16 protein-coding genes and 1 tRNA gene are annotated in these 18,403 nt (G+C 74.0%); 10 read left to right on the top strand and 7 right to left on the bottom strand.

Annotated features, from left to right (window positions below):
• Positions 1–76 precede the first annotated feature (76 nt).
• The 6 genes from AB0C22_RS18920 (at position 77) to AB0C22_RS18895 (ending at position 7,602) form a co-directional block, all read left to right on the top strand.
• Positions 77–1,969 carry a phospholipid carrier-dependent glycosyltransferase gene (locus AB0C22_RS18920; RefSeq protein ID WP_357536160.1) on the top strand — a complete coding sequence of 631 codons (1,893 nt, stop codon included), beginning with the start codon at positions 77–79 and terminating at the stop codon, positions 1,967–1,969.
• A gap of 599 nt (positions 1,970–2,568) precedes the next feature.
• The gene (locus AB0C22_RS18915; RefSeq protein ID WP_219466857.1) at positions 2,569–3,849 is read left to right on the top strand and encodes a VWA domain-containing protein; all 1,281 of its coding nucleotides are present in this window, start codon (positions 2,569–2,571) and stop codon (positions 3,847–3,849) included.
• A gap of 2 nt (positions 3,850–3,851) precedes the next feature.
• On the top strand, positions 3,852–4,631 hold the full coding sequence (locus tag AB0C22_RS18910) for a peptidase (protein ID WP_357536336.1): 780 nt from the start codon (positions 3,852–3,854) through the stop codon (positions 4,629–4,631).
• Positions 4,632–4,779: 148 nt separating this feature from the next.
• Positions 4,780–5,436, top strand: coding sequence for a 4'-phosphopantetheinyl transferase superfamily protein (locus AB0C22_RS18905; protein WP_208570395.1), 657 nt, complete (start codon positions 4,780–4,782; stop codon positions 5,434–5,436).
• 55 nt (positions 5,437–5,491) lie between these two features.
• A complete protein-coding gene (locus tag AB0C22_RS18900) occupies positions 5,492–6,538 on the top strand; it encodes a DUF4352 domain-containing protein (protein WP_357536158.1) in 1,047 nt (348 codons plus the stop codon).
• 170 nt (positions 6,539–6,708) lie between these two features.
• Entirely contained in the window at positions 6,709–7,602 is an 894-nt protein-coding gene (locus tag AB0C22_RS18895; RefSeq protein WP_357536156.1) for a S1 family peptidase, read from the top strand.
• Between the two features lie 84 nt (positions 7,603–7,686).
• On the opposite strand, the gene AB0C22_RS18890 is transcribed toward AB0C22_RS18895, so the two are convergent.
• The 6 genes from AB0C22_RS18890 to AB0C22_RS18865 all read right to left on the bottom strand — a co-directional run bounded on the left by AB0C22_RS18890 (position 7,687) and on the right by AB0C22_RS18865 (position 14,316).
• A tRNA-Ala gene (locus tag AB0C22_RS18890) sits at positions 7,687–7,763 on the bottom strand.
• 260 nt (positions 7,764–8,023) lie between these two features.
• Positions 8,024–8,836 (bottom strand): hypothetical protein, encoded by an 813-nt coding sequence (locus AB0C22_RS18885; RefSeq protein ID WP_219466852.1) that lies wholly within the window; start codon positions 8,834–8,836, stop codon positions 8,024–8,026.
• Between the two features lie 179 nt (positions 8,837–9,015).
• Positions 9,016–9,624, bottom strand: a complete 609-nt coding sequence (locus AB0C22_RS18880) for a GNAT family protein (RefSeq protein WP_208570421.1) — start codon at positions 9,622–9,624, stop codon at positions 9,016–9,018.
• Positions 9,625–9,709: 85 nt separating this feature from the next.
• Positions 9,710–11,002, bottom strand: a complete 1,293-nt coding sequence (gene glp / locus AB0C22_RS18875; protein ID WP_208570391.1) for a gephyrin-like molybdotransferase Glp — start codon at positions 11,000–11,002, stop codon at positions 9,710–9,712.
• Entirely contained in the window at positions 10,999–12,000 is a 1,002-nt protein-coding gene (locus tag AB0C22_RS18870; RefSeq protein WP_219466850.1) for a UTP--glucose-1-phosphate uridylyltransferase, read from the bottom strand. The genes glp and AB0C22_RS18870 overlap by 4 nt, the downstream gene beginning before the upstream one ends.
• A 9-nt stretch (positions 12,001–12,009) precedes the next feature.
• The gene (locus AB0C22_RS18865; protein WP_357536153.1) at positions 12,010–14,316 is read right to left on the bottom strand and encodes a diguanylate cyclase; all 2,307 of its coding nucleotides are present in this window, start codon (positions 14,314–14,316) and stop codon (positions 12,010–12,012) included.
• Positions 14,317–14,401: 85 nt separating this feature from the next.
• Between AB0C22_RS18865 and AB0C22_RS18860 the strand changes: the two genes are divergently transcribed.
• From AB0C22_RS18860 to AB0C22_RS18850, 3 genes are all read left to right on the top strand, one after another.
• On the top strand, positions 14,402–15,067 hold the full coding sequence (locus AB0C22_RS18860) for a 5-formyltetrahydrofolate cyclo-ligase (protein WP_357536151.1): 666 nt from the start codon (positions 14,402–14,404) through the stop codon (positions 15,065–15,067).
• Positions 15,068–15,442: 375 nt separating this feature from the next.
• Positions 15,443–15,820 (top strand): FmdB family zinc ribbon protein, encoded by a 378-nt coding sequence (locus AB0C22_RS18855; RefSeq protein ID WP_208570387.1) that lies wholly within the window; start codon positions 15,443–15,445, stop codon positions 15,818–15,820.
• Between the two features lie 616 nt (positions 15,821–16,436).
• The gene (locus AB0C22_RS18850) at positions 16,437–16,877 is read left to right on the top strand and encodes a hypothetical protein (RefSeq protein ID WP_255597878.1); all 441 of its coding nucleotides are present in this window, start codon (positions 16,437–16,439) and stop codon (positions 16,875–16,877) included.
• Between the two features lie 153 nt (positions 16,878–17,030).
• On the opposite strand, the gene AB0C22_RS18845 is transcribed toward AB0C22_RS18850, so the two are convergent.
• On the bottom strand, positions 17,031–17,213 hold the full coding sequence (locus tag AB0C22_RS18845) for a hypothetical protein (protein ID WP_255599277.1): 183 nt from the start codon (positions 17,211–17,213) through the stop codon (positions 17,031–17,033).
• A 624-nt stretch (positions 17,214–17,837) separates the two neighbouring features.
• Here AB0C22_RS18845 and AB0C22_RS18840 point away from each other — a divergent pair.
• Positions 17,838–18,215, top strand: coding sequence for a hypothetical protein (locus tag AB0C22_RS18840; RefSeq protein WP_357536334.1), 378 nt, complete (start codon positions 17,838–17,840; stop codon positions 18,213–18,215).
• The last annotated feature ends 188 nt before the right edge of the window (positions 18,216–18,403 follow it).

Genomic DNA, 18,403 nt, shown 5'->3' with positions numbered 1-18,403 from the left:
GCTCCTTCATCGATAGTCGTACCAATCTCGGGGACGATGGGCGCCACCGGGCACCTTCGCAGCCTACGATCGCCGGGTGACGAGTGCGTCGACAGCACAGAGTGCGAGCGCGGACCGGACCGACCCGGAGGCCCCGCCTCCCGAGGGCGGAGGAGGCGGCGTGCCGGCGATCATCCGCCGCAGGCTGGCCACCGTCGAGACCCGGCTGGACGTGAACTCGTGGATCGCCACCGCCGTGGTGGTGACGATCGCCGCCGTCCTGCGCCTGCTCGGGCTGAGCAGCCCCAAGGGCAAGATCTTCGACGAGATCTACTACGCCCGGGACGGCTACGGCCTGATCGACAAGGGCGTCGAGTGGAACTACAAGGACAACGGTCCCTCCTACGTGGTGCACCCGCCGCTGGGCAAGTGGCTGATCGGGCTCGGTGAGTGGGCCTTCGGCTACCAGGACGCGGAGACCAACATCTCCGTACCGGGCCACCTGATGACCACCGCCCCGGAGTTCGGCTGGCGCATCGGCGCCGCGCTCGCCGGCATCGTCTCGGTGCTGCTGCTGACCCGCATCGCCCGCCGACTGTTCCGCTCCACCACCCTCGGTTGCGCCGCCGGTCTGCTGCTCGCCCTGGACGGCTTCCACCTGGTGCTCTCCCGCACCGCGCTGCTCGACATCTTCCTGCTGCTGTTCGTACTCGCCGCCTTCGGCGCGCTGGTGCTCGACCGGGACGCCCGGCGACGGCGCTGGGCCCGCGCCCTCGACGAGGGTCTCGACCCGACCCTCCCCGGTCGGGCCGGCCGACCCGCCGGTGGCTGGCGGAACTGGCCCTGGTGGCGGCTGCTCGCCGGGGTGCTGCTCGGCTGCGCGTGTGCGGTGAAGTGGAGCGGGATCTACTTCGTGCCGGTCTTCGGGCTGCTGGTGCTGCTCTGGGAGGTCGGCGTCCGCCGGTCGGCCGGGGCCCGCCGACCGTGGCGCGACGCGCTCCTGGACGAGTTGCCCTGGCTGGTGCTCGCCGGGCTGCTGGTGGTCGGGACGTACGTGCTGAGCTGGTCGGGGTGGCTGCTCTCCGACGAGGGCTACTACCGGTCCGCGGCCAAGTACCCGAACCTTCCGGGCCTGAACGACACCCCGATCATCGGCGCGCTCAACAACCTCTTCCACTACCACAAGGCGGCGTTCGAGTTCCATACCGGCCTGGAGACCGCCCACAAGTACCAGTCGTGGCCGTGGCAGTGGTTGCTGCTGGGCCGGCCGGTGGCGTTCCACTGGTCCGGCGACGGTGCCTGCGGTGCGCCGACCTGCGCCTCGGAGATCCTGCTCCTGGGCACCCCGCTGCTCTGGTGGTCGTTCCTGCCGGCCCTGGCCGCCACGCTCTGGCTCGGCGTGGCCCGTCGGGACTGGCGGGCCGGGGCGATCCTGGCGGCCGTCGCCGCCGGCCTGCTGCCCTGGTTCTGGTACGCCCTCGACGGCCGGACGATGTTCTCCTTCTACGCCGCCCCGGCGCTGCCCTTCCTGGTGCTGGCGGTGGTCTACGTGCTCGGTGCGATCGCCACCCCCACCACCCCGGACCCCGCCACCCCGACCGGCCGCGCCCAGCCCGGGACCGCCCCCGACCGCACACCACCCGACGGCACCGCCCAGCCCGGCACCACACCCGACGGCACCGCCCGGGACGACACACCACCGGCGGGCACCGCCCCGGACGTCACGCCACCGGACGGCACCGCACCCGACGACACGGGGTCGGACGTCGGCCGGCCGGTCGGCCCGAAGGCCACGGTCATGGTCGCGCAGGCCGATGCCGCCACGGCCGAGCAGCTCGCCGACCGGCGACTGATCGGCGGGGTCATCGTCGGCGCGTACGTGCTGCTGGTGGCGCTCTGTTTCGCCTACTTCTATCCCATCTTCGTCGGCAACCTCCTGCCGTACGACGACTGGTCCGCCCGGATGTGGTTGGACGGCCGCTGGATCTGACCCACCCCGTCCACCGCTGCGCGTCTGCCCCGGACCCGCCCGACCCCACCGGTCGAGGCGGGTCCGGCGCGTTCCGGGACGGTCGTCACCCGGCACCACAGTGGACGAGGGCAGACGGGAGGGCGCCGGCCGACACCGCAGGCACCACGGGTCGGGATCAGACACCTGGCGGGCCGGGGAGACGACGGGCCGGCAGCGGGGCGGAAGACCGGGGGCGGATCGCATCGGCCGGGATCTCCGGCGGGAACCGTCGGCGGCACCGGGAGCGGTGGCGGTGGCGCGGGAGGGGGTGTCCCACGAGTGTGCCGCAACGAAAGGACGCGCCCCGATCGCCTGCCACGGGGGAAGCGGGCGATTGGGGCGCGCATGGAGAGCTTAACCACGTTATGCCACCGGCACAACGGGTCGACTTGGGTCAGATTTCCGACCGATGCGTCGCGCGGCAAATGCTTTACATCTAGCATCTAACGGACGGTCGACGGTCATCGATCTCACACCGGTCCGCCGACGCACCGCGCCGGGCCGACGATCCCGTGGTCGAGACTCGCCCGGGTGCACCCCGACGAATCTCCATAGTGGATCTCACTACACTTCGCCCGGTGATCAACACGAGACGACGATCAACGACCGTCCTGATCGGAGTGTTGGCGGCGACCGCGCTGACCGGCCCCGTGCCGGCCCTCGCCGACAACGAGGAGCCCGCCGAGCCACCCAAGGTCGAGCTGGTCCTCGACGTCAGCGGCTCGATGCGGGCCAACGACATCGACGGACGCAGCCGGATCTCGGTCGCCCAGCAGGCGTTCAACGAGGTGGTCGACGCGCTGCCCGAGGAGACCCAGCTCGGCATCCGGGTGCTCGGCGCGACCTACCGGGGCAAGGACAAGAAGCAGGGCTGCCTGGACACCCAGCAGATCGTGCCGGTCGGCCCGGTGGACCGGACCGCCGCCAAGGCCGCGGTGGCGACGCTGCGCCCGACCGGCTTCACCCCGGTCGGGCTGGCCCTGCGCTCCGCCGCCCGGGACCTCGGCACCGGCACGACCGCCCGCCGGATCGTGCTGATCACCGACGGCGAGGACACCTGCGCCCCGCCCGACCCGTGCGAGGTGGCCCGGGAGTTGGCCGCCCAGGGCACCAAACTGGTGGTCGACACGCTCGGCCTCGCCCCGGACGAGAAGGTCCGCAAGCAGCTGCTCTGCATCGCCACCGCGACCGGCGGCACCTACACGGCGGCCCAGAGCGCCGACGAGCTGACCGGTCGGATCAAGCAGCTCGTCGAGCGCGCGAAGGACACCTACACCGCCGCACCGACGGTGGTCACCGGCCGGGCCGGGTGCGCCGACGCCCCGTTGCTCGCCCCCGGCGTCTACGCCGACCGGGAGGCGTTCTCCGAGCACCGCTGGTACCGGGTGCCCGTCCGACCGGGGCAGGAGCTGCGCGCCTCGGTCAGCGTGGCACTGGACCGGCCGGTGAACCCCGACCACGCGGTGCTGCTGCGGGCGACCGCCGCCGACGGCCGGGAACTGGTCCGGGGCGTCGACGCGGGCAGCGGTCGTACCGACGTGGTGTCGGCGGGATTGCGCTGGTCGGGGGCGGAGGACGAGGTGTCGCCGAGCCCGTCGGCCAGCGACGCGCCGGTCCCGGCCACCACGGTCTGCCTGGTGGTCAGCAACGCGTTCGCACCCCGACCGGGCACCCGGGCCGAGCCGGGCATGCCGGTCGAGCTGACCATCGACGTGGTCGCCTCGTCACCCGCCCCGACCGCGCCGGACCTGGGGCGCGGCTGGGTGCTGCTGCTCCTGCTCACCCTGGCCGGCCTACTCACCGGCCTGGTCGTCGGGCTGCTCACCCGCTGGTGGGTGGCGACGTGGAGGACGAACTGACGATGCGTACCCCGATCATGCGGACCGGCGCGGCACTGGCCGCCGCCGGACTCACCCTGCTCGTCGCCCCGACGCCGGCCCCGGCCGCGCCCACCCCCTCCCCCGGCGCCACCCCGGTCACCCGGGCCGGCACGTCCTTCCTGACCGCCACCGGCATCGCGGCCGGCCAACCGGTCCGGGTGGACGCCTCCACCGGCGATTTCCTGTACTGGTCGTTCCCGGCCTCGGCGGGACAGCGGCACCACATCACCGCCACGGTGTCCCTGCCCAAGGCCCGCACCGGCGCGTCCACCTGGACGGTGGAGGTGTTCGACGGGCTGCGCCGCCGGCAGGCGTGCACGGCCGGGGCGCAGACCCCGACGGTGGCCGCCTCCGCCGGCAGCGTGGCGCTCGGCTGCACGTTGCGTCAGGTGCGCTCCTGGGCGGAGCCGTGGTCGGCCGACCCGCTGCCCGGCACCTACTACGTCCGGCTGTCGGTCACCGACCTGCCCGAACCCGACCTGGGGCTCCCCGTCGACGTGGAGCTGCTGGTCTCCGCCGAGGGCGAGGGCTCGCGCGACGACGGCGAGTTGAAGGCGCCGCTGGTGCCGAACACCAAGGCCGGCGCGGTGCTGACCGGTGAGCCGGCGGCCGCACCCGCCGACGCCGACGACGACTGGTTCGACGGCGACTGGCTGCCCGCGCTCGGCTCCCGCTGGGCGTGGAGCGCGGTCGGCGGCGTGCTCGCCGCCGTGGCCGGGGTGTTCGGCTTCGCGCTGACCCGCCGCCCCCGCCGCCGCTGACCCGTCGTGGTGGCCGACCCCGGGTACCGGGCCGGCCACCACGACGGGACCCTCCGGTGTCGCCCGGTTGCGGTACGTTCACCAACCATGGCCGATGGTCCGCACACCGGGCGGACCCGGCGGTGGTCGTACCGGAGAGGGGTGGGTTATGCGTGACCTGCTGCCGGCGGCGGTCTCGGTGGCGGTGGCCGAGGGCGCCGACTGGGTCGGTGAGCTGCTCCCGGAGGAGCGGGCCGGGCTGGGCGAACGGGCCGTGGAGAGCCGGCGACGGGACTTCACCGCCGGTCGGGTCTGCGCCCGACGCGCGATGACCGCCCTCGGCCTACCGGCCACGCCGGTCCCCGCCGCACCGAACCGCGCACCGGTCTGGCCGACCGGGCTGATCGGCACCATCACCCACACCCGGGGCTACTGCGCCGCCGCGGTCGCCCGCCGCGCCGACCTGCGTGCGGTCGGCATGGACGCCGAGCGGCACCGGGAACTCGACCCGGGGGTACGCCGGATGATCCTGCGCCCCGAGGAGGCCGACCGGCTGGCCCGGTTGCCGGCCGGGGTGAGCTGGCCGGTGGTGGTGTTCAGCGCCAAGGAGACCGTCTACAAGGTCTGGCACCCGGTGGTGGGCTCCTGGTTGGACTTCCTGGACGCCACCGTCGACCTGGACCCGGACACCGGCGTCTTCACCGCCCGGATCGACCCGGCGCGGGTGTCGGCGGCCACCGTGGCGGATCCGCCCTCGGTGGTCACCGGCCGGTTCGTGATCGAGGGCGATCTGGTCCGCACGGCGGCGGTGCTGCCACTACGCTGACCCCTTCGTCAGCACCACCAGCTTTCCCGAGTGACGACCGTGTGCGAGGAGTACGGTGAGCCAGCCCCAACCCCCTTCCGGGCCGCAGGACCCCAACCAGCCGCCCCCGGTCGATCCGACCGCCCCGCCGCCCCCGGTCCCCGAACCGCCGCAACCGACCTACTCCACCGACCCGTACGCGCCGCCGTCGCCGTACGCGCCGCAGCCGCCGGTCTCTGCAGCACCGCAGCCGACGTACCCGCCGCCGCCGACGTCGGGACAGCCGTTCCCGTCGTACGAGCCGGGGACGACACCGCCGGTGTCCGGCGCGGGCTACCCGCCGGTGTCGGGTGCGGGTTACCCGCCTCACGGTGGGGGCTATCCGCCGCCCGGTGGGGGCTATCCGCCGCCCGGTGGGGGTTACCCGCCGCCCGGTGGGGGTTACCCGCCGCCGCCCGGTGCTCCGGCTCCGCCCGGCTATCCGTTGGGTCCGCCGCCGGGCGGCTCCTCGGGCAAGAAGGTCTGGATCGTCATCGGCATCGTGGTCGCCGTGCTGGTGCTGCTCTGCTGCGGTGGCATCGTGGTCGCCGCGGTCGTCGGGGGCAACCGGGCCAACGAGGCGGCCGATGACTGGGAACGCTCGTTGCCCACCCCCGGTGCCACCGCTGTGCCGACGCTGCCGGGCGGGAGGCCGTCGGCGGCACCGTCGTCCACCGACGACGAGACGTTCAACCTGAAGGCCGGCGAGACGCTGGTGATCAGCGACGACGACGGCACCATCGAGATCACCGTCCGCAGCTTCAGCACCTCGACCAAGGGGTGCCGCTCGTTCGCCCCGCCGCCGGACAAGGGCATGTACCTGATCGCCGACGTCACCGCCACGGTGACCAAGGGCACCGCGTCGATCAACCCGTTCTACTTCCAGTGGGTGGCCGACAACGGCACCACGGTCAACGGGCTGGCCGGCGCGCTCTCCGGCTGCGGTGGCGACATGCTCGACTCGGGCAGCAACATCCGGGCCGGCAGCAAGCGCTCCGGTGCGGTGGTGTTCGACGTCGCCGACAAGAAGGGCGTGGTCGAATACCAGCACCGGTTCGAGGCGGCGGGTTCCTGGAAGCCCTGATCTCCCGGGTCCCGTGCCGGGCCGGCTCCCTCGACGGGGGCCGGCCCGTTGCGTTGTCGGGCCCCGGCAGCACCGCGGGCGGGCCGGAATCGCTGCCGTCGCTTGAATCGGCCCCGGCATCGGCGGATGCTTAACGAATCGAACTCTACCGATCCAGAGGGAGGTGGGAGATGCGTCGTCTCTCGCTCGTCGCCCTGGCCCTGACCGTCGTCGTGCTGCCGGCGACCCCGGCCAGCGCGTACGCAGGCGGCACCGACCCGGCCGCCGTGCACCCCGGTGCCGCCGGACCGGCCGCCGCATCTCCCGGGGCCGTCGGGCCGACCGTGCAGGACGTGCGGACCGTCGGCACCGCCTGGGGACCCGACCCGGTCACCGGTCGCCTGACGCTCACCGTCGACGACACCGTCGCACCCGAGCAGGTACGCGCGCTGCGCGCCACCGCCGCGCGGGCCGGCGCGGACCTGCGCCGGGAGCCCGGCCGGCTGCGCCTGCTCATCGCCGGGGGGCAGGCCGTCTACGGCGGGGGCACCCGCTGCTCGCTCGGCGCGAACGTGCACAGCGGCAGCACCTACTACTTCCTCACCGCCGGGCACTGCACCGCCGCCGCGACGACCTGGTACGCCGACAGCGGCGGGACGACCGTGCTGGGCAGCCGGGCCGGCAGCAGCTTCCCCGGCAACGACTTCGGTCTGGTGCGCTACACCGGGAGGGTCAGCCACCCGAGCGCCGTCTACACCCATCCCGGCCTGCTCACCATCAACGGCGTCGGCACCCCGTACGTGGGTCAGGCGGTCTGCCGCAGCGGCACCACCACCGGCGTCCGGTGCGGCACGGTGACCGGCCTCAACCAGACGGTCAACTATGCCGAGGGCAGCGTGACCGGGCTGATCCGCACCAACATCTGCGCGGAGCCCGGCGACAGTGGCGGGCCGCTCTACGTCGCCGGGACCGGGCTGATCCTCGGCATCCTCTCCGGCGGCAGCGGCAACTGCACCAGCGGCGGCACCACCTTCTACCAGCCGATCGCCGAGGCGCTCGCCGTCTACGGCGTGGCCATCCCCTGAGCGCCCCGGTCGGCGTCGCCCGGTCCCGGCCCACGACGATCAAGGGCGGGCCCCGAGTGGGGCCCGCCCTTGATCGAATGTTGCTGGTGGAGCTGTGGGGATTCGAACCCCAGACCCCCTCGATGCGAACGAGGTGCGCTACCAGACTGCGCCACAGCCCCTCCGCCGGATGGAACCGGCTTCGGTCCCACCCGGCTTTCACCGGGCGGGCCGGCAGCAAGACTAACAGCCCACCCGCCCCCCGGGCGAATCACCCCTCCCGCCGCGCGAACCGGCTGGTCCGCCGCACCGGTGAGCCGACGTTGGGGTATCCGAGCGCCCGGGTAGCGCCACTTCGGCCCACGTGAGTCGATCAGGAGAACCGACCAGCCCGAGCAGGGCGAGCACGTAGGGCGGGCGGGGCGGCAGGCCGGACCCGGGTTCAGCGGGGGTCGCGGCCGGACTGGTAGGGGCGGCCACGCAGGCCGCCGGAGCGGCGGTAGGACACCGAACCACCCCCGCTGGCCGCCGCCGGCAGGTCGGTCGGCCGGTCCAGGCCCATCGCCGTGCGGCGTACCGCCTCGCGTTGGGCGGCCAGGCGGCGCTGCGCCTCCCGGCGGGCCGCCGCCCGACGGGCCTGTTCGCGGCGCACCTCGGCCTGCCGGGCGGCGAGCCACGCCGCCTCCCGGGCCCGTAGCCGCCGCCGACGGCGTTCGGCCAGCGCCCGCCGCCGCAGGTGTACGACGTACACGACGAGCAGGGCGGCGGTGACCGAGAAACTGATCCAGAAGCCGGGGCTGACCACGATCACGCCGACCAGCTCGACGAGGTTGAGCAGCAGCAGCGCGGCGAGCACCCGACGCCGCCGGTACACGGCCGGGGTGTGCGGCCGGGGTGGACGCCGACGGGCCTGCCGGGGGGCGGGCGGCACCGCGCGCAGCCGGCCGGAGCGGCGGGCGGACGCCGACAGGGCGGCACGACGGCCGGGGGCCGGGGGCGCGGAGACCGGGGCGGCAAGGTTCCCGGTGGTGGCGTCCTCGGCGAGGGTGACGACGAGCGCCCGGGGCTGGTTGACCGGTCGCCGACCGGGGACGGTACGACGCCGCCGGCGGCGCTGGAGCACCCGCGCCGTCGACTGCGCCCGCTCCGCCACCAGCCGCTCGGTGGCGTCGTACCGACGGACCAGCGCCGGCGCGAGGGCGAGCAGGCCGGCGGCGGCGAGGACGGCGAGGAGCACCGAGGTCGGCACCCTCACCCCTCCCGTCACCGAATTTCGGGGCAACCACCGAACATCAGCAAGATCTTCCCCGAAAGATCACTCTCGACGCAGATCCTGCGGTCGGGCGGTGCTTGCCGCAGCTTGCAGTTACTTGAGGTTACGGGCCGCCGACCGGGATGCCGACGCGCCGCGCCGGATCCCATCCGTGGGACGACTCACCCGGCCTCGTGACGCATCCGGTGCCAGCGGGCCAGCAGACCACCCTCGGCGGCCACCTCCTCGCTGGTCAGCGCGTATCCGATGTGGTCCCGCCAGACCCCGTCGATGTGCATGTAGCGCACGTGGTACGCCTCCTCGCGGAAGCCCAGCTTCTCCACCACCCGCCGGGACGGCTTGTTCTCCGGCCGGATGTTCACCTCGACCCGGTGCAGTCCACCCGGGCCGAACGCGTGGTCGACGGCGAGCGCCATCGCGGTGGGGATCACCCCACGCCCGGCCACCCGGGAGTCCACCCAGTAGCCGACGTAGCCGGAGCAGAACGCCCGCCGGACGATGTTGCCCACGTTCAGGTGCCCGACCAGCCGTTCCTGCCCGTCCTCGCGCAGGCAGACCGCGAACGGCATCCCCTCACCGCTACGCGCCGAACGCCGCTGGTCGGCGTGCACGTAACGGAACGCAGCCGGCGAGTTCGTCTCGTCCCAACTGCCTGGCAGGTGCGACTCCCAGGGCGCCAACCAGGCCCGGTTCGCCCGACGAACCGCCGACCAGGCGGTGGCGTCGGACCGCCGGTACGGTCGCAGCACCACCGGACCGTCCATCAGCATCACCGGCCACCCCGGCACCCGCCCGAACCAGCTCACCGCGCCGACCTCCCGTCCACGCCCGGGGCGGCGGCCGACCCGCGCCGGCTCACCGCCGTCGGTCCAGCAACAACACGTCCACCGTGGAGCCGGCCGCCGCAGTGGTCACCCGCTCACCGAGCACCATCAGGCCGTTCGCCTCGGCCAACCCGGAGAGGGTGTACGGCCCACCGCTGAGCGGCTGCACGGTGTAGCCCCCGCCGCGCCGCTCGGCCACGTGCGCCGGCCGGAACTCGCGCAGCCCACCGGGCGACGAGATGGTCTCCAACAGATGCGCCCGTACGCTCGGCCGGAACACCGGCTCCGCACCGGCCAGCAGCTGGATCGCCGGCCGGGCCAGCACCTCGAAGCCGATCAACGCCGCACCGGGCTCACCGGGAAGACAGACCACCGGCACCTCCTCGGCCCCGACGGTACCGAACCCGAGGGCCGTGCCGGGGTACAGCGCCACATCGGTGAACGTCACCGGCCCGGCCCGGCCGCCCTCCCGGCGGGACAGGATCCGCCGGACCATGTCACCGGGGCCGGTGCCGGTGCCGCCGGTGGTGATGATCAGATCGGCCCGCAGGGTCTGGTCCTCCAGGAGGCCACGCAGCCCCTCCGGGTCGTCGTCGCAGATCCCCACCCGGTACGCCAACGCGCCCACCTCGGCGGCGGCGGCGGTCAACGCGTGCGAGTTGGCGTCCACCACCTGACCGGGCTGGCTGCCCCGGCCCACGTCGACGAGTTCGTCGCCGGTGGCCACGATCACCACCCGGGGGCTGGGCCGGACCACCACGTGTCCGATGCCGGTGGCGGCGAACACGGCCACCAACGCCGGGGCGACGTACGTGCCGGCGCGGGCGAGGACGGTACCGGCGGGCAACTCCTCACCGGCACGACGGACACCGTACCCCCGCTTGGGGGTACGGAAGATCTCCACCGCCGCCATGCCCTGGTCGGTCCACTCCACCGGCACCACCACGTCGGCGGCGATCGGCATCGGCGCACCGGCCGCCACCGAGAAACACGAGCCGGGGGTCAGCCGGACCGGCCGCCAACTCGCCGCGCCCAGGTCGCCGACCACGTTGAGCCGCACCGCCCGGCCCGGTCCCTGCGTGGGGATCGGGCCGTACCCGACGAGGTCCTCCCAGCGCGCGGCGTACCCGTCCACCGCCGCCTGGTCGAAGGCGGGGAACGAGTGCGGGGCGACGACGTCCGAGGCGAGGACGTTGCCGTACGCCTGGGTGAGGTCGAGGTCGAGCGGGGGCAGCGCGCGCAACCTGCGCAGCACGCTGCCCAGGTAGTCGGCGAGCGGCGTCAACTCGTTCGCGGCCGCCTCGGCGTCGGCCGTCGAGGTCATGTACCGGAGCCGCCCGCCGTGTCGCGTACCCCGTTGATGATCGCCGCGGTGACCGTCTCGTCGCCGTTGTTGACGAACTCGGTCAGCCAGGCGCGGAACTCGGCGCCGAGGTCCTCCCGCTCGACGGCGATCTGCACGACTGTCTGGAGGTAGCCCAGCGGCATGCCGGTGTCGTAGCGGGTGCCCCGGTAGACGATCGCGTGCACCGGCACCCCCTCGCTGCGCAGCAGTTCCATCGCGTCGGTCAGCTGGATCTCCCCGCCGCTGCCCGGTTCGGTACGCCGGATCGCGTCGAAGATCCGCCCCGGCAGGACGTACCGGCCGAGGACGGCGAGGTTGCTCGGGGCGTCCTCCGGCTGGGGCTTCTCCACCATGCCGGTGACCCGGACGACCTCTCCGATGTCGGTCAGCTCCGCTTCGGCCGGTTCGACCGAGGCGATGCCGTACCGCTTGGTCTCGGCCGGGTCGACCTCGAAGAACGCCAGCACCACCCCGCCGGTACGGGCCTGGAGCTCCAACATGGCCGGCAGCAGCGGCTCCGACGGCTTGACGAACTCGTCACCGAGGAGCACCGCGAAGGGCTGGTCGCCGACGTGCGACTCGGCGTACCCGACGGCGTGGCCGAGGCCGAGCTGCTCCGGCTGCCGGCAGGTGTAGATCTCGGCCAGCTCGCTGGGGCGCTTGACCGCGGCGAGCCGCTCGGCGTCGCCCTTGGCCTCCAGCCGGGCCTCCAGGTCGGGGCGACGGTCGAAGTGGTCCACCATCGACGTCTTGCCGCGACCGGTGATCAGCAGCACGTCACCGATGCCGGCCTGGGCGGCTTCCTCGACGATGTACTGGAGCACCGGTCGGTCGATCACCGGTAGCAGCTCCTTGGGCACCGCCTTCGTGGCCGGCAGGAACCGGGTGGCCAGGCCGGCGGCCGGGATCACGGCCTTGACCGCGCGGGCGCGACCGGTCGCGGCGGTCGTTGAGGGGTTCGCTGAGTGCTCCGACATGCCGCGAGACTATCGGCCACGGCTCTGCCGCGGCGGGTGAGGACCGGAAGACGCGCCGCCCGGCTGCGTCACACCGGGAGCACCGACGGCGTGCCGACCGGCCGGCCCACCGGTCGACCCGTCGGCAGGTAGGTCGATCGACCCGTCGGTCGGCAGGTCGTCGCCGGCTACCCGGTCGGTGGGCGGCCGGTGGGCGGGTGGCCGGGTGGCGCTGGTCGGCCCGACGGGCGGACCGGCCCGGGGCAGGCCGTCGTCCGGGCTGGTCGCCCCCGCCGGTACGGCGATCTCCTCGACCGCACCGTCGGCTGCCGGCGTCGGTCGGGGCCGCGCCGTCGCCACCCGGTAGCCGTCACGGCCGGCGCCCTTGGCCGCGTACAACGCCTCGTCGGCGGCGTCCAGCACCTCCGCGCCGGTGCAGGCGTGGTCGGGATAGACGGCGATGCCGATCGAGACCGACACCGCGATCGTGGTCGGGACACCCGCGTGGCCGGCGACCACGACCGGGGCCTCCCGCACCGCCGCGCCCAACCGCTCGGCGACGGTCGCCGCGCCCCGGGCGTCGGTCTCCGGCAGCAGCACCACGAACTCCTCACCGCCCTGCCGGAAGGCCAGGTCCACCTCGCGGATCTCGCCCCGGACCCGGCGGGCGAACTCGGCGAGCACGGCGTCCCCGGCGGCGTGCCCGTAACTGTCGTTGACGATCTTGAACCGGTCCAGGTCGAGGACGAGGATGCTGAGCATCCGGCCGAACCGGCTGGCCCGCTCCACCTCCCGGCGCAGCGACTCACGCAGGTACCGGTAGTTCCACAGCCCGGTCAGCGGGTCGGTCAACGACAACCGCTGCGCCTCCTCGTGCACCCGGACGTTCTCCACCGCCACCGCCGCGTGCCCGGCGAAGGTCCGCAGGGTCGCCAGGTCGTCGTCGTCGAACTCGCCGACGCCCAACCGGTCGTAGAGGACCAGCACCCCGACCGCCGGGTCCCGGCCGGCGGCGTCCCCACCGGGTGCGGTGAACGGCACCGCCACGTACGTCTCGCACCACGGTTCGCCGGTCGGCGTCGGGCCCGACGGGACCCGGCCCCGCTGCGGTTCACCCGTGGCGGCGACCGCACCGACCACCCCCGTGCCCACCGGCACCCGCAACTCCTCCGGCTCGGTGCCCGGTGGGCAACGCCCGGCCAGCCCTTCCGCGCACTGCCCGACGAGCACCCCGGCGTCGTCGACCAGCAGCACCGCCCCGGCCCGCGCCCCGGTCGCCGCGATCGCGCTGTGCAGGATCACCCGCAGGATGCGTTGCAGGTCGTGGGTGCTGGCCAGGGTGTCCCCGAGCACCCTCAGGTGCCCCCGCAACTGGTCCCGGCTGCTGGTCAGCGCAGCCACGTACCCGGCGGTCTCCCGGATCATCCGGTTGAACGCGGCGGCGAGCCCGCCGATCTCGTCCCGGCTGCGCACCGGCACCCGGGCGGTCAGGTCACCCCGGGCGACCCGGTCCACCGCACCGGCCAACTCCACCAACGGCCGGGTGGTGACCCGGGCCAGCCGCCACGCCGTCAGCACCGCCACCACCACGGCGAGCAGCACCGCCCCGACCAGTGCCGCCGGCAGGCCCGACGGTCGCTCCCCGGCCACGGAAAGGACCAGGGGCAACGGCTGCCCCGGGGCCGGCCCGAGCCGCCGCACGTACCGGCCGTCCCGGGTCGCGGTGACCCGGTCACCATCGAGGGTGCCGGCCGCGGCGAGCACCGCGTCGCGTACCCGACGGGTCTCGGTGGTGTGGGTGATCCGGTCGGGGGCGGCGGTGTCGTCGAGGAGGGTGACCGCGACGCCGGTCGCGGCGGCCAGCCGGGCCACGAACGCCGGGTCGACCACCTCGGCGGCGGCCACCGCGCCGAGCGGCGTGCCCGCCGGGTCACGCAGGTCCACCCGGGCGCTCAGCGCCCGGACCGGTCCACCGGTGCGGACGCCCGCGCAGTCCTGCCACGGAGTCGCCGGCCCACCCGGGGTGGCGTACGTGGTGCCACCGGTCACGTCGGTGACCAGCACGGCGGTGGCCAACCCCCGGCTGACCACCTGACCGGCCGCGCCCGCCCGGGTCGCCGGGTCGGGGCGCAGGGCCACCGCGTCGGCGGCGGCCCGCAACTGCTGGCACAACGCGTCGATCGAGGTACGCACGGCGGACGCGGCCAGGCCGAGCCGTTCGGTGGACCGGGTGCGGTCCACCGTCGACAGGGTGGTGCCGACGAAGACCGCGCCGAGCAGCACGGGACCGAGCACCACCGTGAGGAAGGCCGCCGTCAACCGCCCGCGTAGCGTCAACGCTGTCCCCCCGGAAGTTCCAGGCCCGTTCCTGCGATGCTGACACAGAGCGACCACATTGACAGCGTTGCGTCAGGAGTGTTGCGTGCCCGATTTTTCTGATGAAGCGGAAGCCCTCCACGCGGCCAAACGCGAGACACGCGCCGTGCTGCTCGCCCACCGCCGGGCGCTCACCGCAGCCCACCGCTCCGCCGCCGCGACGCGCGTCCAAGCCGAACTGACCGCGCTGGTACGCCGCCTGCGGCCGGCCACGATGACCGGGTACGTGCCGGTCGGCTCCGAGCCGGGCGGCCCCGACCTGCCCGAGGTGCTCCGGGCCGCGCTGCCGGCCGGGGCGGAGCTGCTGCTGCCCGTGCTCCGCGACGACCTCGACCTGGACTGGGCCCCATACGCCGGACCGGGCACCCTGGTCGCCGCCGGCCGGGGGATGCGCGAGCCGCACGGACCCCGGCGGGGCCGGACGGCGATCGTCGGAGCATCCCTGGTGGTGGTGCCCGCCCTGGCGGTGGACCGGCACGGCCTACGGCTGGGCCGGGGCGGCGGCTCCTACGACCGGGCGCTGGCCCGGGTACCGGCGGCCACCATGACCGTGGCGCTGCTGCACGACGGTGAACTGCTCCCGGCGCTGCCCGCCCAGCCGCACGACCGGCCGGTGCGGGCGGCTCTCACCCCGTCGGAAGGTCTGCGCCTGCTCACCCGGGACGGGATTGCGCTGACGGCGTCGGGCTCCGCTGATGCTGCGGTCGGCTGACGGCGTCGGGCCCCGCTTCGACTGACGGCGTCGGGCTCCGTGGTGGCACGGTGCACTGACGACGTCGGACTCCGCTGATTCTGCGGTCCGGTGACGGCGTCGGGCTCTGCGGCGGCGCGGTGCAGTGACGACGTCGGACTTCGCTGGTGGCGCCCTGCCGACGGCGGGCGGTGCGCCGACGGCGTCGAACTTCGCCGGTGGTGGGGTGCGGACCCGGCTCGCCGAGGTCCGGTTCGCGCCTGCTCCCCCGCTGGTCCGGACCTCCCGGCGGGTGGGTGACGATCACGTCCGCTGGACGAACCCGGGTCCGATGACGCACCATTGGCACTCGAATACGTCGAGTGCCAATCGGCTGAACCAGATCCGGAGGAGAACGTGCCCACGTACCAGTACGCCTGCACCGCGTGCGGCCACCAGCTCGAGGCGGTGCAGTCGTTCTCCGACGAGCCGCTGACCGAGTGCCCCGCGTGCGAGGGGCGGCTGCGCAAGGTCTTCAACTCGGTCGGGGTCGTGTTCAAGGGCTCCGGCTTCTACCGCACCGACTCCCGGGCGGCGGGCACCGAGGGCAAGGGCGGCACGACGAAGCCGGCGAAGTCGGAGGGCACCTCTTCCGGTGGCGACTCCTCGGGCTCCGGCTCGTCGTCGACCTCGGGCGGTTCCTCGACCCCCAACTCGTCCTCCTCGTCCACCACCTCCGGCCCGTCGGGCTCGACCAGTTCCACCAAGCCCGCCCCCACCACCACGACCTCCTGACCCCCTCCCCCACCGCCCCACCCCGCCCCCGCGATCAAGAGCTTTGCGTCACGTTGACGCAGTGATCAAGAGATTTGCGTCAAGTTGATCGCGGTATTTGACGCAAACCTCTTGATCACGCCACTTGTGGGTGGGTGGGTGGACGGGCGGGGGTGGGGGGACGGGGGTGGGGGGACGGGTGGGGGTGGGGTTTTCCACAGGCGGGGTGTTGTCCACAGGGCGTGGGTGAGGGGGCGTGGGGTTTGGGTGGGTGCGACATAGCCTGCTGGGCCGGGGGGTGCCGCCAGGGCATCCGGTGAGCGGCAGAGGGTGTTGCATGGTGACCGGTGCGGTCGATGGAGAAGGCTCGCTGCGAGCATTCCGCTGGCCGCGTCGCCCCGGTGGGGGGACCATGTTGCGGGCGGCCTTGGTGGCGGTCCTGCTGGGGCTGGCGGTGATCGTCATGGACACCCCGGCTGGCTGTTCCACCGGTGCCCCACCACCTGCCGTCGCCCTCGGCCCGGCGGGACCTCCCATGGGGAGGCCCCATGCCACAGATCCCGCCACCGGCAGGCCCAGCGCGGCCGGACCTCCCGCCGGCACATTCAACGCGGCGGGATGTCCGGACCCACCGACCGTGGCCGGGCCCGCCGTCGGCGGCCAGTCCGGCCAGCCGCACCATCGGACGGTACGACCGGGCGTCAGCGGGGCCGGCGTCCCCGACGGGGTGGGCGACCCCCGGTCCGGTACGCAGGAGACCGGAAGGCCCGCCGAGGAAGGCACCCCGACTGCCGTACCGCTGCCGAGCGGCTTCGTGGGAGTGCCCGTCCGCCTGGCCGAACCGGCCGCCCTCGCGGTCCTGCGCCCCGGTGCACGGGTCGACCTGCTCGTGCTGCCGGCCGGGCGCAGCGCTGGAGCACCTGTTCTGCTGGCGGCCGACGCCCTGGTCCTCGACGTGGTGGGCGCCGGGGCCGGGGACGGCTCGTCTGCGCTCTACCTGGCCGTACGCCCCGATCAGGCGCAACGGTCCGTCGGTCAGCCGGAAGGGAGCCGCTTCAGCGTCGTCATCCGAGGATGATCCACTCCTGCGGCGAGGTCTTCGGCAAGGTCGTCGTCGACCACACCGCCTGACCGCCAGACTGCGGGCCGAGACAGCGATATCGCGCCCATCCGGAACCGCATTGTCGCCACCCTGGAGTGGATGTTGCGGCCCACCGGCGGCCGACGATGGTCAACTCCAGTGTGGGGGGCGCTCGGCGAGCAACCAGTCGTCGTTGCCGTCCCGGCGCTCACCCCACCCGAAGTCGGTGTCGTCGGCGGTCTGCTCAGGCAGCACCACGAAGTCGTCGCTGAGGTCGACCGCGCGGTCGTCATCGCCGGGCACACCGCCGCCGGCCAGATCCTCGGTGCTCACGAGCGGCAAGGTTACTCCTCAGACCGCCCACTTCCCGCACACCACCGCGGCGGCCAACTGCCGGGTCTCCCCGGCAAGGGTCCGCCGCGTCTGGCCCTCACGTTGGTAGCGTCGGATGGCGTGACGACCCCCAGCGGTGCCAGCCCCGACGACGAATACTGGCGACGCCCACCCGCACAGCCGCCCACCCCCGCACCCGCCGGGCCGACACCCCCGACCCGCCAGCCTCACCCGAGCACCATCCCCGGCGGAACGGGTGCCCCGCACCACCTTGACGGATCTCCCACCACCGGGGTTGACGCGGCCCCTGAGGCCGGGGCCGAAACCAGGGCCGAGACCAGAACCAGTGCCGGAACCGAACAAAGGGCCGGAACCGAACACGGGGCCGGAACCGAACACGGGGCCGGAACCGAACACGGGGCCGGGAGCGAACAAAGGGGCGCGACCGAACAAGAGGCCCGGACGGGAGGAGGTGCCGGGACCGGAACTCGTGCCGCAGAGGAGGCCGGGGCAGAGAGCGGGGTCGCGACCGGCGCGGGTGCCGGGGGTGCCGGGGAAGCGGAAGGTGGGGCGACGCACCAGCCCTCGCCCTGGGCCAGCCCGGTCGACGCGCCGGCACCCGGCCTGCCGTCCGGTCGACCCGCCAGCCCACCGGCCGGCCCGCCGTCCGGTGAGCCGGCCGCGCCGCCGAGGGTGGGTACGTCGATCCCGGGAACGGTCCCGACCACTCCCTGGACGGGCAGTACCGCACCGGGGACGAGTTCGGCCTGGTCGGGGCGGGGTGGTTACCACGGGCCGCCGCCCACCACGCCACCGCCGCCGGGCTGGCGTCCCCCGGTGCACCTGGAAGCGACTCCCGCCCGCACCCTGCCGGCGCAGGACATGGAGGCGATGGACGCGGCAGAGCAACGGGCGCAGCGGGTCACCTGGAGCGTCGGCGCGGTCATCGGCACCGTGTTGCTACTGCTGCTCTGTCTGCTCTGCTCCCGGGCACTGTTCTGAACACCCGCCGAACACGCCCGAACGCCATCCGGCGCACACGCCGAAGGCGCTGCCCGGCCCACGCGCCGACCGACCAGGCCGACCAGGCCGACCGGTCAGCACGAACAAGACCGCTCAGCACCCGGACAACCGGTCAGCAGGCGGACAACCGACCGGGCCCGACCGGGCCGCCAGGCCGACCGGGCCGC

The organism is Micromonospora sp. NPDC048894, from assembly GCF_040649765.1.
Taxonomy (GTDB): domain Bacteria; phylum Actinomycetota; class Actinomycetes; order Mycobacteriales; family Micromonosporaceae; genus Micromonospora; species Micromonospora antibiotica.
This window is presented reverse-complemented; position numbering and strand designations above follow the sequence as displayed.